Origin of the sequence: Pseudarthrobacter scleromae (genome assembly GCF_014644515.1) — a bacterium.
GTDB classification, from domain to species: Bacteria; Actinomycetota; Actinomycetes; order Actinomycetales; family Micrococcaceae; genus Arthrobacter; species Arthrobacter scleromae.
In genome coordinates this window covers 190,758-208,150 of the sequence record NZ_BMKV01000001.1, presented here as the reverse complement: position 1 = coordinate 208,150, position 17,393 = coordinate 190,758, and the positions used below count along the sequence as shown (strand labels likewise).

At 67.6% G+C, this 17,393-nt stretch carries 16 protein-coding genes; 12 read left to right on the top strand and 4 right to left on the bottom strand.

Features of this window, described 5'->3' with window-relative positions; genetic code table 11:
* Window positions 1-6: 6 nt before the first annotated feature.
* The 4 genes from IEX33_RS00930 (at window position 7) to IEX33_RS00915 (ending at window position 3,835) form a co-directional block, all read left to right on the top strand.
* The gene (locus tag IEX33_RS00930) at window positions 7-342 is read left to right on the top strand and encodes a heavy-metal-associated domain-containing protein (RefSeq protein ID WP_188726986.1); all 336 of its coding nucleotides are present in this window, start codon (window positions 7-9) and stop codon (window positions 340-342) included.
* A 54-nt stretch (window positions 343-396) separates the two neighbouring features.
* Window positions 397-2,532, top strand: coding sequence for a heavy metal translocating P-type ATPase (locus IEX33_RS00925; RefSeq protein ID WP_188726984.1), 2,136 nt, complete (start codon window positions 397-399; stop codon window positions 2,530-2,532).
* 123 nt (window positions 2,533-2,655) lie between these two features.
* Window positions 2,656-3,141 (top strand): hypothetical protein, encoded by a 486-nt coding sequence (locus IEX33_RS00920; RefSeq protein ID WP_188726982.1) that lies wholly within the window; start codon window positions 2,656-2,658, stop codon window positions 3,139-3,141.
* A 73-nt stretch (window positions 3,142-3,214) separates the two neighbouring features.
* Window positions 3,215-3,835, top strand: a complete 621-nt coding sequence (locus IEX33_RS00915) for a DUF305 domain-containing protein (RefSeq protein WP_188726980.1) — start codon at window positions 3,215-3,217, stop codon at window positions 3,833-3,835.
* Between the two features lie 192 nt (window positions 3,836-4,027).
* On the opposite strand, the gene IEX33_RS00910 is transcribed toward IEX33_RS00915, so the two are convergent.
* Window positions 4,028-5,296, bottom strand: a complete 1,269-nt coding sequence (locus tag IEX33_RS00910; protein ID WP_188726978.1) for an FAD-dependent oxidoreductase — start codon at window positions 5,294-5,296, stop codon at window positions 4,028-4,030.
* A gap of 233 nt (window positions 5,297-5,529) precedes the next feature.
* On the opposite strand from IEX33_RS00910, the gene IEX33_RS00905 reads away from it, so the two are divergent.
* From IEX33_RS00905 to IEX33_RS00880, 6 genes are all read left to right on the top strand, one after another.
* On the top strand, window positions 5,530-6,168 hold the full coding sequence (locus IEX33_RS00905) for an arsenate reductase/protein-tyrosine-phosphatase family protein (RefSeq protein WP_188726976.1): 639 nt from the start codon (window positions 5,530-5,532) through the stop codon (window positions 6,166-6,168).
* 99 nt (window positions 6,169-6,267) lie between these two features.
* Entirely contained in the window at window positions 6,268-7,422 is a 1,155-nt protein-coding gene (locus IEX33_RS00900; RefSeq protein WP_188726974.1) for an LCP family protein, read from the top strand.
* A gap of 36 nt (window positions 7,423-7,458) precedes the next feature.
* A complete protein-coding gene (locus IEX33_RS00895) occupies window positions 7,459-8,673 on the top strand; it encodes an LCP family protein (RefSeq protein WP_229675166.1) in 1,215 nt (404 codons plus the stop codon).
* Window positions 8,674-8,780: 107 nt separating this feature from the next.
* Window positions 8,781-10,484 (top strand): alkaline phosphatase D family protein, encoded by a 1,704-nt coding sequence (locus IEX33_RS00890; RefSeq protein WP_188726972.1) that lies wholly within the window; start codon window positions 8,781-8,783, stop codon window positions 10,482-10,484.
* A gap of 110 nt (window positions 10,485-10,594) precedes the next feature.
* Window positions 10,595-11,371 (top strand): histidine phosphatase family protein, encoded by a 777-nt coding sequence (locus tag IEX33_RS00885; RefSeq protein ID WP_188726970.1) that lies wholly within the window; start codon window positions 10,595-10,597, stop codon window positions 11,369-11,371.
* Window positions 11,355-12,281: an NAD(P)H-hydrate dehydratase gene (locus IEX33_RS00880; RefSeq protein ID WP_188726968.1), complete on the top strand. Its 927-nt coding sequence runs from the start codon at window positions 11,355-11,357 to the stop codon at window positions 12,279-12,281. Before IEX33_RS00885 ends, IEX33_RS00880 begins: the two co-directional genes overlap by 17 nt.
* A gap of 190 nt (window positions 12,282-12,471) precedes the next feature.
* Here the strand turns inward: IEX33_RS00880 and IEX33_RS00875 are convergent, their stop codons facing one another.
* Window positions 12,472-12,894: an Hsp20/alpha crystallin family protein gene (locus IEX33_RS00875; RefSeq protein WP_104184606.1), complete on the bottom strand. Its 423-nt coding sequence runs from the start codon at window positions 12,892-12,894 to the stop codon at window positions 12,472-12,474.
* 242 nt (window positions 12,895-13,136) lie between these two features.
* On the bottom strand, window positions 13,137-13,328 hold the full coding sequence (locus IEX33_RS00870; protein WP_104184607.1) for a hypothetical protein: 192 nt from the start codon (window positions 13,326-13,328) through the stop codon (window positions 13,137-13,139).
* Between the two features lie 245 nt (window positions 13,329-13,573).
* On the opposite strand from IEX33_RS00870, the gene IEX33_RS00865 reads away from it, so the two are divergent.
* Window positions 13,574-15,805 carry a S9 family peptidase gene (locus tag IEX33_RS00865; protein ID WP_188726967.1) on the top strand — a complete coding sequence of 744 codons (2,232 nt, stop codon included), beginning with the start codon at window positions 13,574-13,576 and terminating at the stop codon, window positions 15,803-15,805.
* 90 nt (window positions 15,806-15,895) lie between these two features.
* Here the strand turns inward: IEX33_RS00865 and IEX33_RS00860 are convergent, their stop codons facing one another.
* Window positions 15,896-16,348, bottom strand: coding sequence for an SRPBCC family protein (locus IEX33_RS00860; protein WP_188726965.1), 453 nt, complete (start codon window positions 16,346-16,348; stop codon window positions 15,896-15,898).
* Between the two features lie 284 nt (window positions 16,349-16,632).
* Between IEX33_RS00860 and IEX33_RS00855 the strand changes: the two genes are divergently transcribed.
* A complete protein-coding gene (locus IEX33_RS00855) occupies window positions 16,633-17,391 on the top strand; it encodes a peptidoglycan-binding protein (protein ID WP_188728097.1) in 759 nt (252 codons plus the stop codon).
* The last annotated feature ends 2 nt before the right edge of the window (window positions 17,392-17,393 follow it).

The window sequence follows — 17,393 nt, the reverse complement described above, 5'->3', positions numbered from 1 at the left end:
ACTGACATGTTTGATAGTGAGAACCGCACCGCACTCCCCCTGGCCTCCAGCGCCGGCTGCAGCTGCTGCTCCCCCGCAGGCCACGCGCAGAAGGCGCCGGCCGCCGTCGTACATTCCGACGCCGCTGCCCCCTCCCAGCGAACCTTCTCCGTCGAGGGCCTCACCTGCGGGCACTGCGTCCGGACGGTGGAGAAGGCCGTCTCCGCCCTTGACGGCGTCGAGTCGGCCTCCGTTGACCTGGTAGCCGGCGGCCGTTCCGGCCTGACCGTTGCCGGCTCCGTTTCAGACGCGGCGGTCCGCCAGGCCGTCACCTCGGCCGGGTACTCCCTGGCTGCCAACTGATTTTCCGCAACGGGGCTGTTGCCCCGGGTTGCGGCGCCCTCCAAGGAGGATCCGATGCAGGACCACCAGCACCACCATCACGACGACGACGACCGCCCCTCACGCGGCACCCTCACCAAACCGGCGGCTGCTTCAGGCAGCGGGCACGATGGCCACGGCCACGCCGCGCGCCCTGACGACGATCATGCCGTCCACACGCACGGGCAGCACGCCGGACACAGCACGGCCATGTTCAAGAACAGGTTCTGGCTGACGCTGGCCCTGTCCATCCCCGTGGTCTACTTCAGCCCCATGGTGGGGCACATCCTGGGCTACATGGCCCCCATGTTCCCCGGCTCCACCTGGATCCCGCCCGTCCTGGGCACGGTGATCTTCCTCTACGGCGGCCAGCCATTCCTCAAGGGCGGCCTGCAGGAGCTGAAGGACCGCCGGCCGGGCATGATGCTGCTGATCGCCATGGCCATCACCGTAGCGTTCGCCGCGTCCTGGGTCACCAGCCTGGGCCTGGGCGGCTTCGACCTGGACTTCTGGTGGGAGCTCGCGCTGCTGGTGGCCATCATGCTGCTGGGCCACTGGATCGAGATGCGGGCCCTGGGTTCGGCGCAGGGGGCCCTTGATGCCCTCGCCGCGCTGCTGCCGGATGAAGCCGAACGCATCACGGACACCGGCACCGAAACCGTTCCCGTCTCCGAACTCCAGCAAGGCGACCTGGTCCTGGTCCGTTCCGGCGCCCGGATGCCCGCGGACGGAACGGTGATGGAGGGGCAGGCGGAAGTCGACGAGTCGATGATCACCGGCGAATCCAAAACCGTGCCGCGCGGCCCGGGCGACACCGTGGTGGCCGGAACCGTCGCCACGGACACCAGCGTCCGCGTCCGGGTGACGGCCGTGGGCGATGACACGGCCCTGGCCGGCATCCAGCGGCTGGTGGCCGAGGCACAGTCGTCCTCCTCCCGGGCCCAGGCCCTGGCCGACCGCGCCGCAGCCTTCCTGTTCTACTTTGCCGCCGGCGCGGGTGTCCTCACCTTCATCGCCTGGACCCTGCTGGGCAGCATCCCGGAGGCCGTCACCCGCACCGTGACCGTCCTGGTCATCGCCTGCCCCCATGCCCTGGGCCTGGCCATCCCGCTGGTCATCGCCATCTCCACCGAGCAGGCCGCCCGGGCCGGGGTGCTGATCAAGAACCGGATGGCGCTGGAACGCATGCGCACCATCGACGTGGTCCTTTTCGACAAGACCGGCACGCTCACCACGGGCGCACCCGAACTGAAGGACGTGGCCGCCGCCGAGGGAGTGGACGCTGATGAGCTGCTGGCCCTGGCCGCCGCGGTTGAGTCGGACAGCGAGCACCCCGTGGCCCGGGCCATCGTCCGCGCGGCCCGGGAACGCAACCTCACCCTTCCTGCCGCCACCGGATCCACCTCCCTGACCGGCCGGGGCGTGCGGGCCTCGGTGGACGGACGCACCGTGCACGTGGGCGGGCCCGCGCTCCTGCGCGAGCTGGGCGCCGTCGAACCTTCCGCCCTGGCCCGGTCCACCCGGGCATGGATGGACCGCGGTGCTGCCGTCCTGCACGTGATTGACGACGACGGCCGCGTGCTGGGGGCGGTCAGCCTGGAGGACGCGGTGCGGGCTGAGTCGCGCCAGGCTGTGGCGGCCCTGCAGAACCGCGGGGTGAAGGTTGGCATGATCACCGGCGACGCCCGGCAGGTGGCCCAGGCCGTGGCCGAGGACCTGAACATCGACGAGGTGTTCGCCGAAGTCCTGCCGGCGGACAAGGACAAGAAGGTTGCCGAACTGCAGGCCCGCGGCCTGAAGGTGGCCATGGTGGGCGACGGCGTCAACGATTCGCCGGCGCTGGCCCGCGCCGAGGTGGGCATCGCCATCGGGGCCGGCACGGACGTGGCCATGGAGTCCGCCGGGGTGGTGCTGGCCGGAAACGATCCGCGCGCGGTGCTGTCCATGGTGGACCTCTCCCGGGCGAGCTACCGCAAGATGTGGCAGAACCTGGTGTGGGCCACCGGCTACAACGTCCTGGCCGTGCCGCTGGCCGCCGGTGTCCTGGCGTTCGCCGGGGTGGTGCTCTCGCCGGCTGCCGGAGCCGTCCTGATGTCCGTGTCCACCATTGTGGTGGCCCTGAACGCCCAGCTGCTGCGGCGGGTGAAACTCAACCCGTCCGAGGTACGTTGAAGGTACTGAACCCGGTCCGATCCATCCCAGCCTGATTCAATCCAGTCCAGCCTGACCAATCCAGTCCCGCCCCGCCGGACCCACCCCAGTCCCGGCCCGTCCACTGAAGGAGGAGGAACCAGCATGACCGCACGCGCCAGCGTCCTGCCGGCAGCCCTCCTCCGCGCGGGGCTGCTGGCTGTGGTTATGGCCGTCGTAGCCGGAATCTTCGGCATGCACGTCATGACCGCGGACCATTCCTCGCACGCGGCCCACGCGGACGTCGCCCTTGGTGCCGGGGACTCCGCCGTCGGGCATTCTCCCGGTGGGCACTCCGCGGCGGAACACGCCGCCGTCGGACATTCCCATGCTGGACACGCAGCGACCCTGACGGATGCGGTAGGCGCGGCCTTCACCGCCTCCGAATCCTGCAGCGCGGGGTGCCCGGATGTGCGGGAAGAAGGCGCGTCGTGCACCCCGCTGGCGAAGACCGGATCGCTCGCGGCCGTCCCTCCCCCGGCAAGCCCCACCGCACTACTGGCACCGGTTTTTGGCACCCACAGGGCCGCCGGTTACTCCTTCGTCCCGCCAAGCCCGACGCCCTGCGACCTGTCCATCAGCCGAACGTAAACGTACTGCGCCGCGTGGCCTCCCACGCCTCCACAGGCCCAGTTCACCTACTTTCCTGAAGGACCATCACACAATGAACAGCAAGATCAAAGCCCTGTCCGTCGCCGCTGCGCTGGCAGCCTCGCTTGGCCTGGCCGGGTGCGCCACCGATGCCGGAAGTTCCGGCGGAAGCACCATGCCCATGAACCACGGGAGCTCAGGCCCCGCGTCCAGCATGATGCCCGATGCCAGTGCCGGCCATAACCCGGCGGACATCGCCTTTTCCCAGATGATGATCCCGCACCACGCGCAGGCCGTGGAGATGAGCGACATGATCCTGGCGAAACCGGACATGCCCGCGGACGTCACCGCCCTGGCCACCAAGATCAAGGACGCGCAGGCGCCGGAGATCGAAACGATGACCGGGTGGCTCGAGGACTGGAACGTGCCCACCATGATGTCTGACCACTCCGGGCACGGCATGACCGGCATGGTTGATTCTGAGGGCATGGAGAAGCTCAAGGATGCCCAGGGAACGGACGCCGTCCGGCTCTTCCTGGAGCACATGATCGGACACCATGAAGGCGCGATCGACATGGCGCAGCAGGAAATCGCCGCCGGCAAGCACCCCGAGAGCATCCAGCTGGCCCGCGACATCGCCACGTCCCAGGAAGCGGAGATCGCGGAGATGAAGGAGATGCTGGCCGGGCTCTAACCCTCCCCCACGACGCTCTCTCACTTAATGCCCCAAATCGGCCAACGCTCTCTCACTTGATGCCCAAATCGGCCAACGCTCTCTCACCTAACGCACCAAATCGGCCGACGCTCTATCACTTAACGCACCAAATCGGCCGACGCTCTATCACTTCTCCAAAGAACTTGAGAGAGCGTCCGTCCGGGGACTGCGTCAAGTGAGAGAGGGTCCGCCTGGCCGGCGGCGCCTGGATCGCATGGATCCAGCCGCCGCCGGTTTCACATGCTCGGGGCGGATTCCGACGCCGATAAACCGTGCGGTGAAGCGGCGCAGCAGCGGCGAGGCGATCCCGATCAGCACAACCACCCAGCGCGGGGCGAAGCTGTGGCCCGTGGCTGCCCTGGAGATGGCCTTGTGCCCGTTGCGCTGTATCAGCTGCATGACTTTCACCGGCATCTCGCGGCGCCGCTGCACGGCCGCGAGCTTCTCCACCGGGGCCGCTCCGGCAGCCAGGTCCCCCGAAATGGCGTTGAACAGTGCCACGGCGTCCTGGATGGCGAAGTTCACGCCGACGCCGAACACCGGGGACATTGCGTGGGCGGCATCGCCGATCGCCATGAACCCCGGCCGGTACCAGCGCCGGAGCCGGTTGATCTGGACGGAGAGGAGTTTGACCTGCTCCCAGTCCTGCAGGGTGCCAACCACCGGCTGCAGCACAGGAGCCGCGCGAGTGAGCCGTTCACGGAGTGCGGCCAACCCTGCAGCCCGGAGCTCATCGAGTCCGCCTTTCTGGATGGCCATGCCCGACTGGTACCTGTCGCCCCGGTCGAGCGTGAGGACCATCCCGCGGGAGGAGATATACCCGAGGGTCACGGGCGGCGGCGAGGGCGGTTTGGGAAGGTTGAACCACAGCACGTCGATGGGCACGCCGAACTCATCCGGAACCAGCCCTGCCGCCGAGCGCAGCACGGACGCCCGCCCGTCCGCGGCCACGGTCAGCGTCGCACGGATCTCGCGTCCGCCGTCGGGCGTTTCAACCCGCACTCCGCGCACCTGGTCCTGCTCCATGATCAGTCCGGTGGCCTCCGTGTCCATGAGCAGCTCGAAGGTGGGGAAAGCTGCCGCCTCGCGGGCCAGGAAGTTCAGGAAGTCCCACTGCGGGGCCAGGACCAGGAAGTTGTCGGGGGCCCGGAGGGTGCGGAAGTCGGCCATGGTGATGCGCTGCCCTTCCACAACGGCGTCCAGGGTGGGCAAGCGGGTCAGGGGCAGCTGCAGGAATTTCTCCCGCAGCCCGAGCTCGCCGAGCAGGGTGACAGTGGAAGGATGCACGGTGTCCCCGCGGAAGTCGCGCAGGAAGTCCGCGTGCTTCTCCAGCACCGTGACTTTCAGGCCGGCGCCCGCGAGCAGGTAGCCGAGCACCATGCCGGCCGGGCCGCCGCCGGCAATCACGCAGTCGCGTTCCAGCTGTTCCTGTGGACTCATCGTGCCACTCCTCCGCATCGGTGCCTGCTTCCATGGTGGGCGCAGCGCCGCCGGATTGGTAGTCGTGGCGGTGCCGCTGCGTCAAGTGAGAGAGCGTCCCGGGAAAAGCTGCGTCAAGTGAGAGAGCGTCCCGGGAAAAGCTGCGTCAAGTGAGAGAGCGTGTGGGTGTTGCGTGTTAAGTTGAAACGTGCGGGCCGGACGGTCCGCGCACCGGCTGGAAAGAGAAAATCCCCTTGGACACATCCGCACCAGTACGAATCCTTACCGTCTGCACCGGCAACATCTGCCGCTCTCCGGTGGCCGAGAGGCTGCTGCAGGCAGGCCTCGACCAGGCGGTGCCGGGCGGTTTCGTGGTCACCAGCGCGGGGACCCGCGCCATGGTGGGCGAGCCCATGCAGCCCATCTCAGCGGACATCGTGCGCACCTTCGGCGGGGACCCGGACAACTTCGCGGCCCGCCAGCTGACCCCGGCGATCCTGCGCGGCGTGGACCTGGTGCTCACCATGACCACCGGACACCGCGGCGAAGTGCTCCAGCTGGACGCCTCTCTCCTCAAGCGCACCTTCACCATCCGCGAGTTCGCCCGCATGCTCGACGTCCTTGACCAGCGCGCTGCAGCATCGGACGGGGGCGCGCCTCCTGCAGGAGCGGCCGACGACGGCGACCGGCTGGCTGCCAACACCGCCTTCTGGAAGAGCCTGGCAGCGAGGGCTGCGGGGGTCCGGCACTTGTCCCTGCCTCCCAACGCAGGGGACAACGACATCATCGACCCCTACCGGCGGTCACCCGAGGTGTACCGGCAGATGGAGGACGAGCTGGCTCCGGCCATCGTCTCCATCCTCCGCCACGCGCGCCTGAACGTTCCCGCCTGAGCCGGCCTCCGCCGTCGTCATCTAACCTGTGGTTTTCTCTGCGGTTTTTCTGCGGATTCCCCCGATGTAATGAATTTTTGCCGGTGCTAATTTTCCCAAATGGGCATCCAGCTGCACGATCCAAGCACCCAGCCAGCCGACGCACCCGAGCCGGCCAAACGCGGCAGGCGCCACCGGTTGCGGACCATCCTGCTGGTGCTCCTGGCCGTGGCAATCATCGTTCCTGCCTCCCTCGGCGCCTACCTGTACAGTCTGGGACAGATCTACGAGTCCGAGATCACCACCATCGACTCTCCCTGGCCGGCGGAATCTCTCCGGCCCCAGCGCCAGCCGGCAGGAGCGGCGGCGGGAGAGCCAGCACCCGGTGAAGGCGGCGGACCGGCCGGAAGCCAGCCCGGCACCGGCACAGCGGAGGGCACCCAGAACGCCGTGGCCGACGGCATGCTGAACATCCTGGTGATGGGCAGCGACAGCCGCGGCGCCACCACGGAAGAGGCATTGTCCGGCGGCAACTCCAACCAGCGCGCGGACACCCTCATGCTGGTCCACGTCCCCGCAGACAGGTCGAAGATCTTCACCGTCTCCCTGATGCGGGACCTGTGGGTGGACATCCCGGGCAACGGCCAAGCCAAGATCAATGCAGCCCTCGCGTACGGCGGGGTCCCGCTGATGGTGCAGACGGTGGAATCCCTGTTCAACCAGCGGATCGACCATGTGGCCATGATCGACTTCGAAGGGTTCGTAGGCATGACCGACGCCCTGGGCGGTGTGGAAGTCAACGTCACCCAGCCGTTCGTCTCGCCGCACAGCAGCAAGAAGTACGCCAAGGGGCCCACGGTCCTGGACGGCAAGGGAGCCCTGGACTTCGTCCGCGAACGGTATGCCTATGCCGACGGCGACTACCAGCGGGTGCGCAACCAGCAGGCCTTCCTGCAGGCACTGCTAGCGAAGAACCTCAGCCGGGACACGCTCCTCAATCCCGTGAAGATCCACAACGTCATCAGCGCCATGGCACCCTTCGTCAGCGCGGACAGCGGCCTGAACGCCGGAACGCTGGCACGGCTGGGGCTGGAACTCCGGAACGTCCGCTCCGACGACATGGAGATGTTCACCCTCCCAACACTCGGAACGGGAACGTCGGCGGACGGCCAGTCCATCGTGATCCCGGACCGCAACGCCATTGCGGGGCTCTCGCGGGCCCTGGCAGATGACAGTTTGGACAAGTTTGTAGCCAGCAGGGGCCTTGCGGGCTGACACTGATCCCACCTACCCACAACGAGGTGAGACATCGTGAGCACGCCTGGCGGTCCTGATTCATCCGGTTCCTCCGGGTCCGGTTCGTCCGGGCCTGGTTCGTCCGGGTCCGGCTCGTCCGGGTCCGGCTCGTCCGGGTCCGGAGGTACCGGCCCAACCGATCCCCCCGCGTCCGGTCCGCACGGCGGCAGCTGGGTGGCCCACGGCCGCCGGCGCTGGATCGCGGCGCTGCTGGCGCTCGCCCTGGTGGCTGTAGCCATCGTCGCCGTCTTCAGCCTCAACCGTCCCGCCCCCGAGGCCCAGCCCGCCGCAACGCAAAGCGAAGCGCCGTCCCCGTCGCCGTCTGAGACACCGTCCCCCTCGGAAACCCCTTCTGAGGCACCTCCGCCTGCCCCCGCTCCCCCGCCGCCTCCGGAGCCCATTCCGGAGCTGCCGCCCGCGCCCATGAACGTGCTGGTCATCGGCAGTGACATACGCGGCAACGCGAAGGACGCGGCGGCGCACACGGCAGCAACCGGCGAAGCGATGGACCAGCGCTCGGACGCCCTGATGCTCGTCCACGTCCCGGCCGACCGCAGGACCCTGTACATCGTGTCCATCAACAGGGATACCTGGGTGGACATTCCGGGCTTCGGCGGGGCGAAGATCAACGCCGGCCTGCAGTACGGCGGCATCGACATGACCACCCAGACGGTGCAGCAGCTGTTCGGAATCACCATCGACCACACCCTGATGCTGGACTTCGGCGGCCTCAAGGTTCTGGTGGACGGGCTGGGCGGGATCGACGTCAACGTCCCCATTCCCTTCCAGTCCACGCACGACACCGGCCACGTCTTCGGCCCCGGAGTCAACCACCTTGACGGACAGGCGGCCCTCGAGTTTTCCCGCGAGCGGTACGCCTTCGCAGACGGCGACTTCCAGCGGGTCCGCAACCAGCAGATCCTGCTCAAGGCCGTCCTGGCCCGGCTGACCACAGGCGGCGGCCTGAATGACGTCAACGCCGTCCGCGGGCTGGTGGACTTCGCTTCCTGCTGCCTCACCGTGAACAAGGGTTTCGACCCGGTCCAGGCCGCCATCCTGGCCTACAGCCTGCGGAACCTGGACGCCAACGCCATCGGCACCATGACCCTGCCAACCGCCGGATCCGGGTTCGTGGCCGGCCAGTCCGTGCTGTTTCCGGATTATGGCGCCATCAACGCCGTGGGAGCAGCGCTGCGGGAGGGCCGGATCGGCGAGTTCGCCGTTCCGTAAGGGATGCGTCCATGCCGGAGGTGTGTCCCCGGGTGTTCAAGCACCCGGCACTCCGTGTTCATCCGAGGGCCAGAGTCCGTGCGCCCGGCGGCGGCAGCCTGAGGGGCATGACTTCCACTTCACCGGCCGACGTACCGCGCCGCACCATCGTCAAGGGATCCGTCCTCGCCGCCGCACTGGCCGCCGTGCCCGCCGCAGCGCAGGCCGGCACCGTCCAGGCTGCCCCGCGCCAGGCCCCCGCCGGCGTCGCGCTGGTCCGGAACCGGCTCACCCTGCCCAGCGGCATCGCCACCGGAGACGTCACGTCGGACTCGGCGGTGCTGTGGTCGCGCGCGTCGGGGTCCGGGCGGATGACGGCAATCCTGCGGGCCGTTGACGACGGCGGCGAACTGCTGCGCGGCCGCGGCGCCTTCGAGCGCGTCATGCGGGGACCCCGTGCCACCCAGGCGTCCGACTTCACCGCCAAGATCCACGACGGCAACCTGCCGTCCAACACCCGCTTCGCGCTGGACATCAGCTTCGAGGACGACGGCGGCGCGGCCGGTGAGAGCGTGCGCGGCACCTTCCGCACGGCTCCGGATGCCGGGACGTACAACGGCCGGAGCCGCACTGGCGGGACAGGCAACGGAGGCGACGCGCCGTCGTCGTCCGCCCAAAGCTTTGTGTGGACTGGCGACACTGCCGGCCAGGGCTGGGGCATCAACGAGGAGATCGGCGGCATGCGCGGCTACCGGGCCATGCACCAGACCCGGCCGGACTTCTTTATCCACTCCGGCGACACCGTGTACGCGGACGGTCCGCTGGCCGAAACCGTGGTGGAGAAGGACGGGCAGGTGTGGCGGAACCTGGTCACCGAGGAGGTGTCCAAAGTAGCCGAAACCCTCACCGAGTTCCGCGGCCGGCACCGGTACAACTCCATGGACGCCAATATGCGCGCCATGTTCGCCGACGTGCCGGTAATCGCCAACTGGGACGACCACGAGACCACCAACAACTGGTACCCCGGCGAGATCCTGGACGATCCCCGCTACACCGTCCGCGAGGTCAACACCCTCGCCGCCCGCGGCCGCCAGGCATGGCAGGAGAACATGCCCATCGCCGATTCCGCAGCGATCTGGCGGCCGGGAACGTTCGACGACGCCGGCCAGTACCAGCCCGCCCGCATCTACCGGAAAATCAGCCGCGGCCCGCAGCTGGACATCTTCTGCCTGGACATGCGCACCTTCAAGTCACCCAACACGGACGGCAAGGAGGCCTACTCAACGAACGTTTTGGGCCAGGAGCAGGTGGACTGGCTGATCCGCGTGGTCTCAAAGTCGAAGGCGACGTGGAAGGTGATCGCCGCGGACCTGCCGCTGGGGATTATCGTGCCCGACGGCGCCGTGAACCAGGAAAGCCTGGCCAACCGTGATCCCGGCGCGCCGCTGGGCCGCGAGCTCGAGATTGCCGGGGTGCTGAGCGCCTTCAAGCGCAACCGCGTGAAGAACGTTGTGTGGCTGACCGCCGACGTGCACTACTGCGCCGCGCACCACTACTCCCCCGAGCGGGCGGCGTTCACCGACTTCGACCCGTTCTGGGAGTTCGTGGCCGGGCCCATCGCCGCAGGGTCTTTCGGCCCGAACGCCATGGACGGCACGTTCGGCCCCGAGGTGGTGTTCTCGAAGGCCGGGCGCTTCCCCGGGGAGTCACCGCGCGACGGCGAGAACCAGTTCTTCGGGCACGTCCAACTGGATGCCGGGTCCTTTACCGTGAGCCTGCGGAACGCCAACGGTGCCACGGTGTTCTCAAAGGTGCTGACGCCGGAGCGGTAGGCCCCGCACTGCCCGGCCAGCCGCCGTCGTCCGTTATTTTCCCTGTCCTGTGGGTACGCCGCTGGTAGTGTTCCTGCATTCGGCAAGGCACGCGGACGGGGTGATTCTTTGTGAAGGACGACGGACTGACAGAGGCTGTGCAGGAAGCCGGGGCGGTGGAACTGCTGCTGATCCGCCACGGTGAAAGCGAAGGGAACGTGGCTGCCACCGATGCCCGGATGGCAGGGGCGGAAGTTATTGCCGTGCCTGCCCGGGACGCCGACGTCAACCTTTCGGGCACCGGCCAGGAACAGGCCAAGGCTCTGGGCGCGGCTCTGGCCCGCATTGCCGAGGAATTCCGGCCGGACGCCGTGGTCTCCTCCCCCTACGCGAGGGCATTCCAGACGGCCGAGATCGCGGTGGAGGCTGCGGGCTGGCCTGTTAAGGTCCAGCTGGATGAGCGGCTGCGGGACCGGGAACTGGGCATCCTGGACAGGCTGACCCGGCTCGGCGTGGAGAAGCGCTACCCGGAGGAGGCCGAGCGCCGCGAGTGGCTGGGCAAGATGTACTACAGGCCGCCAGGCGGTGAATCCTGGGCGGACGTGGCCCTCCGGCTGCGTTCCGTCCTGGACGAACTGAACAACCTCGGCAGCGGGCACCGGGTGATGCTGGTGTGCCACGACGCCCTGATCATGCTGTTCCGGTACGTGCTGGAGGGGATGACCGAGAAGGAGCTCCTGGACCTGGCGGCCAGCACCTCGGTACTGAATGCCTCCATCACGCGCTTCGTGCGGCCCGCCGGCGAGGGCCCGTGGACGCTGGAGAGCTTCAATGTGGCCGACCACCTGGCCGAACACGGCGTCACCGTCACCGAACACGGAGGGGATTCCAGTGTCCACCCCCAGTGATTCCGCCGCGCCAACCCTCGTGACACCGTCGCTGCTGCGCGACTGGCCGCTGCCGGCGCCCGGGGAGGACAAGTATTCGCGCGGCTCGGTCCTGGTGATCGGCGGCGCGCGGGCAACGCCGGGGGCGGCGCTGCTCGCCGGCGCGGCCGCACTGCGCGCCGGAGCCGGGAAGCTCACCCTGGCAGTGGCGGAATCCGTGGCCGTGCAGGTGGGCGTGGCGCTGCCCGAGTGCGGGGCCATGGGGCTGCCCGAAACCTCCAGCGGGTCCGTCACGGGTGAGGGGCTGGACCTGATTTCGTCGTACCTGGACAGCGCTGACGCCATCCTGGTCGGCCCGGGCCTGGACGATCCGGACCTCGCCGAGGACCTGCTCCGGGCCCTCTTGGAGCGCGAGAGCACCGCTGGGGAGAAGAACGACGGCGGAGGTCCCGCCGTCGTTCTCGATGCCTTCGCTTTGGGTGCCTTGGTGAACGTGGCGGACCGGTGTGGCCCGTGGAAGGGCCGCCTGATCCTCACGCCCAACCCCAAGGAGGCGGAGATCCTGCTGGGCCGGGACCTGAAGGATCTCCCGGCTGATGTTGCGGAAATCGCCGACAGGTACCAGGCCGTGGTGAGCTGCCAGGGGCTCATAGCCCGCCCGTCCGGCCCGGACGCCCCGGAGGAATCGGAGCTGTGGAAAATCACCACCGGTTACGGCGGGCTGGGCACATCCGGCAGCGGGGATGTTCTGGCGGGGGCGATCGCCGGCCTCCGGGCCCGGGGAACCACGGGACCGCAGGCGGCCTGCTGGGGAACACACCTCCATGCAGCTGCCGCGGACCGGCTGGCCAGCAGGCTGGGCCCCCTGGGATTCCTGGCCCGCGAACTGGCCGACGAACTGCCCGCCCTGATGCTGGAGCTCAACACCTGATTCGGGGCCTCGACCGGGCCTAGGACTCCGGGCATGGGACGACCCCCGGCCGAAACCGGGGGCCACCGTATCGGGAAGTTCAGGCGCAACCTGCCGATGCGCGGGAAGCGCTGTGGCGTGCTCAGAATGGCCATCCGCCCTGAAGAGGCAGTACACAATCAGTGCCCGACGTCCCGATCCTGTGTTGAAACTAGGCGGCGATTTCCTGCTTTGCCCCCTTCGTCTCAATTTCGATCTTCCGCGGCTTGGCCTTTTCGGCGACAGGAATCCGCAGTGTCAGGACACCGGCGTCGTACGTAGCCTTCACATTCTCAGCATCCAGGGTGTCCCCGAGGATCAGCTGGCGGCTAAACACGCCGCGCGGCCGCTCGGAGGCGATCAGCTCGGTGTCCTTGCCCGCAGGATCAGGCCGCTCGGCCTTGACCGTGAGGACGTTCCGTTCCACATCCAGATCCACTGAATCCACATCGACGCCGGGCAGATCAAAGGCGACTACAAATTCCTGGTCCTCACGCCATGCGTCCATCGGCATAGCTGCCGGACGCGCTGCGGTGCCGAGGACCTGCTGGGCCAGCCTGTCCAGCTCGCGGAACGGATCGGTTCGCATCAACATGGCTTCCCTCCTCGTAAGAGACGGTCCAACACTTTTTACTATCAGCCGATCTGTATTGGCTGATACAGATTTTTTATCACTGGCGAGGCAGGTCCGCAAGCGTCTCGCGGGAGATTTTTTGGACTTTTTTGGGTGTAGGAAGGCGCGTCTGAAGGCGGGAAAAGGAGCCTTCCACGTGGTGCGGAAGGCCCCTTTTCTGGCTGCTCTTGGGTTGGGATGTGGCGATGTTCGCCGGCGCCGGCTTAGTCCCGGGTGGGGTCCGGCCGCAGGGGTGCGGGACCGGGGTCAGGGACGGGCAGCGGCCCTGGAGGTTCGGGTGCAGGGAACGGATTGGGGGCCGGCGGGCCGGGATGCCCGGGGTGGGCCGGATCCGGCTGGGTGGGGCCCGGTTCCGGCGGGAACGGCTCGGGCTCGTGCACTGGCGGGATGGTCATGAACTTCCCCTCTCACGCTGGGCGGATGTGCCTTGGCGTGAACAGGATACGCCTGCCACCTCAAGCCGACCAGCGTCCTCGGGTGAGAGAGCGTCTGGGGAAAACCCGCGTCAAGTGAGAGAGCGTCCGCGGAAAACCCGCGTCAAGTGAGAGAGCGTCCGGGGTGGGGGGAGAGGGGTTGGCGGTGTAATCCCCCGGTAGCGAACGGCGGCATAATTGTCGGGGCGGCTCTATATATTGAAGGCATGACCCAGACCCCGCTGCAGGACTCCGCCGCCACCGCCGTTCCCACCCCGCCGGCGGCCAAGAAGATCCCGTCCGAACGCCTCCACCACGGGGACACCTTCGTGGACAACTACGAGTGGCTGCGGGACAAGGAATCCGCCGAGGTTGTGGAGCACCTGAAGGCCGAGAATGCCTACCAGGAAGCAGTCACCGCCCACCAGGAGCCGCTGCGGGAGGCCATCTTCCAGGAGATCAAGGGCCGCACGCAGGAAACCGACCTCTCCGTGCCGCACCGCAAGGACGGCTGGTGGTACTTCAGCCGCTCGGCCGAGGGCAAGGAGTACGGCATCCAGTGCCGGGTCAGGGCCGCGGACACCGGGGACAAGATCGCCGACTGGACCCCTCCGGCGGTGCAGCCCGGCGTCGGGATCCCCGGCGAGGAAGTCCTCCTGGACGGCAACATCGAGGCCGAGGGCAAGCCGTTCTTCTCGGTGGGCGGGTCGGCGGTAACGGTAGACGGAAACCTCTACGCCTACGCGGTGGATAACTCGGGAGATGAGCGTTTCACCCTCCGCATCAAGGACCTCCGCACCGGAGAACTGCTGCCTGACGTCATCGAGAACATCTTTTACGGCGTCGCTTTCTCACCGGACGGCACCCGGATTTTCTACACCGTGGTGGACGACTCCTGGCGCCCCTACCAGGTGAAGGCGCACACTCTGGGAACGCCCGTGGCCGAGGACGTCGTCATCTACCAGGAGGATGACGCCGCCATGTGGCTGGGCTTCGAGCTTTCCTCCGACCGCCGGTACCTGGTGCTGGGCATCGGATGCTCGGAATACAGCGAGACGCGCCTGCTCCGTTTTGACGACCCCGCCCAGGAACTGACCACCGTCATCTCCCGCAACGACCGGGTGCTCTACGAGGCGGAGCCGTTCCTCCTCACCGGCCCGGACGGCACCGCCAGCGAACGTATTTTGCTCACGCACAACCGCGGGGCCATCAATTCCATGGTGTCCCTGGCGGACCCGGCCGAGCTCGCCAGGCCGCTGTCCGAGCAGGACTGGGTCACCGTCGTCGGGCATTCCGACGACGTCCGCGTCAACGGGGCCGGCGTCACCTCCACGCACCTCATCGTGTCCATCCGCAAGGACACCATCGAACGGGTACAAGTCATCGGGCTGCATGGGCTGGGTACTCCGGCGCAGGAAGCACCGGTTGAACCCGCCTTCGACGAAGAGCTGTACACCGCGGGCGTGGGCGGCTCGGACTACGAGGCACCCGTGATCCGGCTGGGCTACACGTCCTACTTCACGCCGTCGCGCATCTATGACTTTGTGCTGCCCACCCCCGAGGTGCCGGCAGGGGAACTGCTCCTGCGGAAGGAAAGCCCGGTCCTCGGCGGCTACGACGGCAGCGACTACGTGGCCACCCGCGAATGGGCCACCGCCGCCGACGGCACCCGGATCCCGCTGTCAGTGCTGCGGCACAAGGCTGTGAAGCAGGATTCGACGGCGGCGGGCCTGGTGTACGGCTACGGCTCCTACGAGATGAGCATGGACCCGGGGTTCGGCATTGCGCGGCTCTCGCTGCTGGACCGCGGCGTGGTGTTCGTGATCGCCCACATCCGCGGCGGCGGGGAGCTTGGCCGGCACTGGTACGAGAACGGCAAGAAGCTCACCAAGAAGAACACGTTCACCGACTTCGTGGACGCCACTGACTGGCTGGCAGCCTCGGGCTGGGTGGACCCGGCACGGATCGCTGCCCTGGGCGGTTCGGCCGGGGGCCTGCTGATGGGTGCCGTGGCGAACATGGCACCGGAGAAGTACGCCGCCATCGTGGCCCAGGTGCCGTTCGTGGACCCGCTGACCAGCATCCTGGACCCGGAGCTGCCGCTGTCCGCCCTGGAGTGGGAGGAATGGGGCAACCCCATCACGGATCCCGGTGTCTACGAGTACATGAAGTCCTACTCCCCCTACGAGAACGTGCGCCCGGCCGCCTACCCGAAGATTGCCGCCGTCACGTCCTTCAACGACACCCGGGTCCTTTATGTTGAGCCGGCGAAGTGGGTGCAGGAGTTGCGGAACAAGACCACCGGAACCGAGCCGATCGTCATGAAAATCGAAATGGACGGCGGACACGGGGGCGCCTCCGGCCGGTACGTGCAGTGGCGCGAGCGCGCCTGGGACTACGCGTTCATCGCCGATTCCCTTGGGGCCACAGAGCTGCTCCCGGGTGCCGGCCTGAAGTAGGCCGGGCGTACGCCATCGATTGCTCCAATACTGCCGTTTAGAGCCCTGTGAACGGCGCTTTCGGAGCAATCGATGGGGAAATCTGGCAGCTCAGGTCTGTGGATGCTCCACCAGCCACTCCGCCAGGGTTTCGAGGTTGGCGCGGACGGTGCGGCCCTGGGCCCGTTCAACGAGCGGGTCGGCCAGCTTGCCGAACACGCCGCCCAGTCCTGTGGCAGCGTCGATCCGCTGGGTGAGGCGGGTGCCGCCGTCGGCCGACTCAAGGGTAAAGGTGATGGTGAAATCCAGCTTGCCCTCGACCGAACGGGACACCATGCGCCGGGGAGGATCGAACTCGGTAACCTCGACGGTCCAGTCGAACTGCCTGCCCATCACTTTGCTGGTGCCCCGCCCGCGGGTTCCGACGCCCAGAGGGCCGTCCCCCACCTGCTCCGAGGACGTGACGGAGGAATCGAAGACCGCGACGTTCTGGAACTTCGACACAAAGTCAAAGACCTCCTGCGGCGGCCGGGCAACAACAACACTTTCTTCTACAACAGGCATGGGAGCCTCCTTCACAGGGCACCTGATGCCGGCTCGGCTCTGCCGGCACGATAGGCAGGCACAGCGCCAGAGTGGACCTTCGGCAGGCCGGTGTCAATGCCCTGCCGGAAGGGCCGGCACCGCCTGCGAATGAAGCCGCGCGCGTGCGGTCCCACAGGCCTGACCAGCGGTAACGCTCATGACGCCTCCAGTACCCATAAATGCTAATCAGGCTTACTATTGTCTGGCTGGCTGCCCGCTGGGGGCAGGACAACCAGCGCCGCATGTGGAGGTTTTGCGTGAGCATGGAACAGGAAATGCGTCCCCTGACCGACGACGAACTGATGTCAGAGCAGGCAACGGCCCTGCCGGATAAGGAAGTTGCCTCTGTCCTGGACTTGAATGCCGACCTGGACCTGGGCATCGACGCGGCAGCGCCCATCGACCTTGCTGTGGCAGCGAACGCCAACGTCGCAGCACCGATTGACGCCGCAGCCTCCGCCAACATTCTTTCCTACGGCTCGGACGCCCAGGCACTCGCCGATCAGGGCGTCGTTATTGAGCAGGGCATCGTGGCGGATGCGAATGCCGAGTCCACCCAGGACAGCACCATCGACCAGGGCAATGACACGGTGGACGGCGGAACCCCGGAGAACACCGGCGCGGGCACGGTGGACGGCGGAACCCCGGTTGCGGGAACCACCACAGGAACGGCCGACGGCGGCGCCCTCCTCCCCGATGGAACCCTGCCCGACGACACACTGCCCGATGGAACCCTGCCCGATGTCGGCGCGGTGCCTGTGGATCCCGCAGCGGCACTGGACGGCGACCTGCTCAACGTCAACGTGGACTTTGCTGCGGACGCGGACATTGCGGCGCCGATCAACGGTGCCGTGGCCGCCAATGCGAACGTCGCGGCCCCGATCGACGCGGCTGTGGCCGCGAACATCGGTTCCATCGACAGCCAGGCCTACGCCGTGGCCGAGCAGGATGCCATCATCAGCCAACACATTGAGGGCCAGGCCAACGCCTCCGCTGACCAGCAGTCCAACCTCGAACAGTAAGC